This is a genomic window from Jatrophihabitans sp., from assembly GCF_035474675.1.
Lineage (GTDB): Bacteria > Actinomycetota > Actinomycetes > Mycobacteriales > Jatrophihabitantaceae > Jatrophihabitans_A.
This window is the reverse complement of the sequence record NZ_DATINC010000128.1, coordinates 1-4971: the sequence shown is the minus strand read 5'-3', so window position 1 is coordinate 4971 and position 4971 is coordinate 1. Positions and strand designations below refer to the sequence as shown.

At 74.6% G+C, this 4971-nt stretch carries 6 protein-coding genes; all 6 read right to left on the bottom strand.

Going from position 1 to position 4971, the window contains the following annotated elements; translation table 11 throughout:
- Positions 1–600 (bottom strand): indole-3-glycerol phosphate synthase TrpC (locus VLJ82_RS14925; RefSeq protein ID WP_408664153.1); only part of this gene is annotated, 600 nt, incomplete at its 3' end.
- A 75-nt stretch (positions 601–675) separates the two neighbouring features.
- The gene (locus VLJ82_RS14920) at positions 676–1296 is read right to left on the bottom strand and encodes a Trp biosynthesis-associated membrane protein (protein WP_408664152.1); all 621 of its coding nucleotides are present in this window, start codon (positions 1294–1296) and stop codon (positions 676–678) included.
- A complete protein-coding gene (locus VLJ82_RS14915; protein WP_408664151.1) occupies positions 1293–2777 on the bottom strand; it encodes an anthranilate synthase component I in 1485 nt (494 codons plus the stop codon). Before VLJ82_RS14915 ends, VLJ82_RS14920 begins: the two co-directional genes overlap by 4 nt.
- Positions 2774–3148 (bottom strand): phosphoribosyl-AMP cyclohydrolase, encoded by a 375-nt coding sequence (gene hisI / locus VLJ82_RS14910; protein WP_408664150.1) that lies wholly within the window; start codon positions 3146–3148, stop codon positions 2774–2776. The genes VLJ82_RS14915 and hisI overlap by 4 nt, the downstream gene beginning before the upstream one ends.
- 56 nt (positions 3149–3204) lie before the next feature.
- Positions 3205–4821, bottom strand: a complete 1617-nt coding sequence (locus VLJ82_RS14905; RefSeq protein ID WP_408664149.1) for a sensor histidine kinase — start codon at positions 4819–4821, stop codon at positions 3205–3207.
- On the bottom strand, positions 4818–4971 hold a 154-nt coding region (locus VLJ82_RS14900; RefSeq protein WP_408664154.1), incomplete at its 5' end, for a winged helix-turn-helix domain-containing protein. The genes VLJ82_RS14905 and VLJ82_RS14900, both read right to left, overlap by 4 nt.

Here is a 4971-nt window from a genome sequence, read left to right as displayed (position 1 = left end):
GAACACCGACCGGTCCACCTGCAGGGTCTTGAGGTTGCGGGCGTTCACGCCGATCACCCGGGCGCCGGCGTCCAGCGCCCGGCTGGCCTCCTCCTCGTCGTGCACCTCGACGATCGCGGTCATGCCGAGCGACTCGATCCGTTCCCGCAGCCCGATCAGGGCGTTCTGCTCCAGCGCGGCGACGATCAGCAGCACCAGGTCCGCGCCGTGCGCCCGCGCCTCGTGCACCTGGTAGGAGGTGATCACGAAGTCCTTGCGCAGCACCGGGATGGACACCGCCGCCCGGACCTGGTCCAGGTCGGCCAGCGAGCCGCCGAACCAGCGTTCCTCGGTGAGCACGCTGATCGCCCGGGCGCCGCCGGCCTGGTACTGCCGGGCCAGCTCGGCCGGCGAGCCGATCTCGGCCAGCACGCCCCGGGACGGGCTGCGCCGCTTCACCTCGGCGATCACCGCCACGCCGGGCGCACGCAGGGCCTGGTAGGCCTTCAGCGGCGGCGGGGCGGCCTGGGCGGCGGCGCGGATCTCGTCCAGGCTGATCACGGCCTCACGAGCAGCCACCGCCGCCCGGACATCGTTGACAATGTCGGAGAGGGCATTCACAGCTGCCTCCTCGTCCCTGTCTGCCGCGGAGTGCGCGCAGCACGCCGATCGGCCGCTGCTGGCCTGCTGACGATGTTAGTCATCGGCCACCGTCGGATCTTCACCGCGGTCCAGCCGGCGCCAGGGATCGCCCGCCTCGGCCGAGGCCGCCGGGGCGGCGTACCGGGCCGACAGGCCCAGCCGCCAGTGGCCGGCCCGCAGCACCACCGCCAGGCCCGCCAGCACCAGCAGCAGCGCCGCCAGCAGGGTCAGCACCGCCCACTGCGGGTGGTGGTGCAGCTCGAACGTCCCGGAGCTCTGCGCCAGCCGGTCGCCCAGCAGCTCCTCCAGCCGCAGCGTCCCGGGCCGGGCGATCCCGCCGCCGGCGCAGACCGCCGCCCAGCCGCCGGCCAGCATCTCCAGGACGCCGAGCGCCCGGCGGACCAGCCCGCCGGTGACCAGCACCAGCACCACCCCGAGCAGCGCCACCACCGCAAGCCCGGTCAGCGCCGGGTACTGGGCCCGGCCGGTCAGCTCCACCCGCAGCGGCCCGAACGGCGGCCGGCGGCCGACGATCACCTCCAGCCAGGACCGGCCGGAACCGAACAGGATGACCAGCCCCGCCAGCGCCGCTGCCGCCAGCACGCCCGCCATCTCGCGCCGCTGCTTTCCCTGCCCGGCGGCGGGGTCGGCTTCCGCCGGCGCCGGGGACGTCATGGCTTGAGTGTCTCGGCGGTGGCGATCGCCTGCAGCACCGCGCGTGCCTTGTTGCGGGTCTCGGCCTCCTCGTTGGCCGGAATCGAGTCGGCCACCACCCCGGCGCCGGCCTGCACGTAGGCGGTGCCGCCGACCATCACCGCGGTGCGGATCGCGATCGCCAGGTCCATGTCGCCGGCCGAGTCGAAGTAGCCCACCCCGCCGGCGTAGATGCCGCGCCGGACCGGCTCGATCTCCTCCAGCAGCTGCATCGCCCGCACCTTGGGGGCACCGGAGACGGTGCCGTGCGGAAAGACCGCGGTGAACACGTCGAAGGCGTCCTTGCCCTCGGCCACCTGCCCGCTGACCGTGGAGACGATGTGCCAGACGTGGCTGTAGCGCTCGATGGTGCCGAACTCGACCACCTGCACGGTGCCCGGCCGGCAGACCCGGCCCAGGTCGTTGCGGGCCAGGTCCACCAGCATCACGTGCTCGGCGCGCTCCTTCGGGTCGGCCAGCAGCTCGGCGACCAGCGCCGCGTCGGCCACCGGGTCGGCGCCGCGGGGCCGGGTGCCGGCGATCGGGTGGATGGTGGCGCTGTCGCCGGACACCGTGACCAGCGCCTCGGGGCTGGAGCCGACGATGTCGAAGTCGGCGAAGTGCAGGTAGTACAGGTACGGCGACGGGTTCAGGGTGCGCAACGCCCGGTAGACGTCGAAGGCGTCGGCGTCGGTCTCGGTGCGGAAGCGCTGACCGGGCAGGATCTGGAACACCTCGCCGGCCCGGATGGCCTCCAGGCACTGCTCCACCGCAGCCTCGAACTCCCCCGGCGGGGTGCGCGAGACTGCCGGCTTCGGCGGCACCGCCACCATCGGCACCACCGTCGACTCGGTGGGCGCGGCCAGGTCGCGGGCCATCGCGTCCAGGCGGCGCTCGGCGTCGGCGTGCGCGGCGTCCAGCTCGTCCTCGGACATCTGCGGATGCAGCACCGCGTTGGCGATCAGGGTGACGGTGCAGCTGTGGTGGTCCACCGCGGCCAGGTCGGTGACCATCAGCATCATCAGCTCCGGCAGGCCCAGCTCGTCCGGCGCGATCTCGGGCAGCGTCTCGATCCGGCGCACCACGTCGTAGCTGAGGTAGCCGACGAAGCCGCCGGTCAGCGGCGGCAGCCCCGGCAACCGGGGGCCGTGCACCGTCCGCCAGGCGGCGGCCAGCACCTGCAGCGGGTCGCCGCCGTCCGGCAGCCCGGGCGGCGGGTGGCCCTGCCAGCAGGCCTGGCCGTCCTCGACGGTCAGGGTGGCCAGCGCCGAGACGCCGACGAACGACCAGCGGGAGAAGGACGCGCCGGGCTCGGCCGACTCCAGCAGGAAGGTGCCCGGCCGGCCGCCGGCGAGCTTGCGGTACACCCCGACCGGGGTCTCGGCGTCGGCGAACAGGGTGCGGGTCAGCGGCACCAGCCGGTGGGTGCGGGCGAGTTCTGCCAGCTGCGAGCGGTCGATCATCGCTCGCCCCCCTCGACGGCCGGCAGCGCCCCGGCGTCGAAGCAGCTGCGCGTGCCGGTGTGGCAGGCCGGCCCCACCTGGTCCACCCGGACCAGCAGCGCGTCGCCGTCACAGTCCAGCGCGACCGACCGGACGTACTGCACGTGGCCGGAGGTGTCACCCTTGCGCCAGTACTCCTGCCGCGACCGGGACCAGAAGGTGACCCGACCGGTGGTCAGCGAGCGGTGCAGCGCCTCGTCGTCCATCCAGCCCAGCATCAGCACCTCGCCGGTGTCGTGCTGCTGCACCACCGCGGCCACCAGCCCGGCCGGGTCGCGCTTGAGCCGCTCGGCGATCCGCGGGTCCAGGGCGGAGGAGGGCGTCGCGGGCATCCCCCAATTCTGCCGTGCCGCCGCGCGGGCCGGATCGGTCGGGCCCGGCCGGCGCCTCAGGCGGGCGGCGGGTACAGCACCGGCGGCTGCACCGGCAGGGTGACGGTGACCGTGGTGCCGCCGGCGACGGTGGAGTCGAACTCGACGTGCCCGCCGTGCGCGGCCACGATCTGGGCGACGATCGCCATCCCCAGCCCGCTGCCGCCCTTGGCCCGGCTGCGGGCCTTGTCGGCGCGCCAGAACCGCTCGAAGACGTGCGCCGCCTCCTCCGGCGGCAGGCCCGGCCCGGTGTCGGTCACCCGCAGCGCCACCGCCTCGCCGGCCGGCGTCCGGCCGCGAATCGCCTCCAGCCGGATCGGCCCGGACGGGGTGTGGATCGCTGAGTTGGAGGCCAGGTTGATCAGCACTCGCAGCAGCTGGTCCCGGTCGCCGACCAGCACCGCGCCGCCGGAGCCGGCGATGGTCAGCTCGCGTTCGGGGTGGGCCGCCGACACCGCGTGGGCGGCCTCGGCGAGCAGCTTGTCGACCTCCACCAGCTCGCGCTGCAGCGCCGAGGCCTGGTCGCCGCGGGCCAGCACCAGCAGGTCCTCGACCAGCCGCGACATCCGGGTGCCCTCCACCTCGATCCGGCGCATCGAGTCGTCCGGGGCGCCGGTGGAGCGGCCCTGCAACCGGGCCAGCTCGGCGTAGCCCCGGATCGAGGTGAGCGGGGTGCGCAGCTCGTGCGAGGCGTCGGCCAGGAACTGGCGCATCCGCTCCTCGCTGCGCACCCGGGCGGCGAACTCGGTTTCCACCGTCTGCAGTAGGGTGTTCAGCGCCGAGGCCACCTTGCCGACCTCGGTGCGCGGGTCGGCGTCGGGCACCCGCAGGTCCAGCCCGGAGCCCTGCGGGGAGAGCTCGGCGGTGACCTCCTGCGCGGTGCGGGTCACCCGGGTCAGCGGGCGCAGCCCGGCCCGGACGCCCCAGCTGGTCAGCCCCGCGGCCAGCAGCACCGCGCTGGCGCCGACCACCAGCTCGAGCAGCAGCAGCCGCTGCAGGGTGTGGTCCACCTCTTCCATCGACAGCCCCGTCACCACGGTGACGGTGTCGCCGGGGATCTGGATCTGCCGGGCGGTCACCCGCAGCCGCTGGGCGCCGCTGGTGATGGTGCGCACCTGGGTCGGGTCGGCCAGCACGTCGGCGCGCTGCCGGTCGGACAGGTTCAGCTGGGTCAGCGAGGCGATGTTGGCGGTGACGTTGACGACGGCGTTGCCGTCGGAGTCGTAGCCGACGATCCACTCCCGCTGGGCGGTGGCCAGCTGCGCGGCCCGGCCGCCGCTGGGCACCCCGACCGAGCAGACGCTGCCGCCGGACAGGATGCACTGCCGGACGCTGGTGGCGTTGCCGGCCGCCACGCTGGTGAGCTGCTGGTCCAGCCGCTGCAGCAGGAACGGCCGGAGCAGGAAGTAGGTGGTGGCGCCGGTGATGGTGACCACCACCAGCAGCAGTGCCACCACGCCGGTCACCAGCCGGGCGGCCAGCGTCCGGGGCAGCCAGCGGGCCCGGCGGCCGGGCCGGCGGGCCGGGGGCTCCGGCGGCGGGAACAGCACCGGGGGCGGCAGCGGCGCCGGGCCGAGCGGGGCCTGCTGGCCTGCCGGACCGGCGTCCCGGGCTCCGGTGCCGCTCAACGTCACCCGCGCGGGGCCTTGATGACGTAGCCGGCGCCGCGCACCGTGTGGATCAGCTTGGGCTCGACGTGGTCGATCTTCTTGCGCAGGTAGCCGATGTAGAGCTCGACGATGTTGGACTGGCCCTGGAAGTCGTACTTCCACACCCGGTCCAGG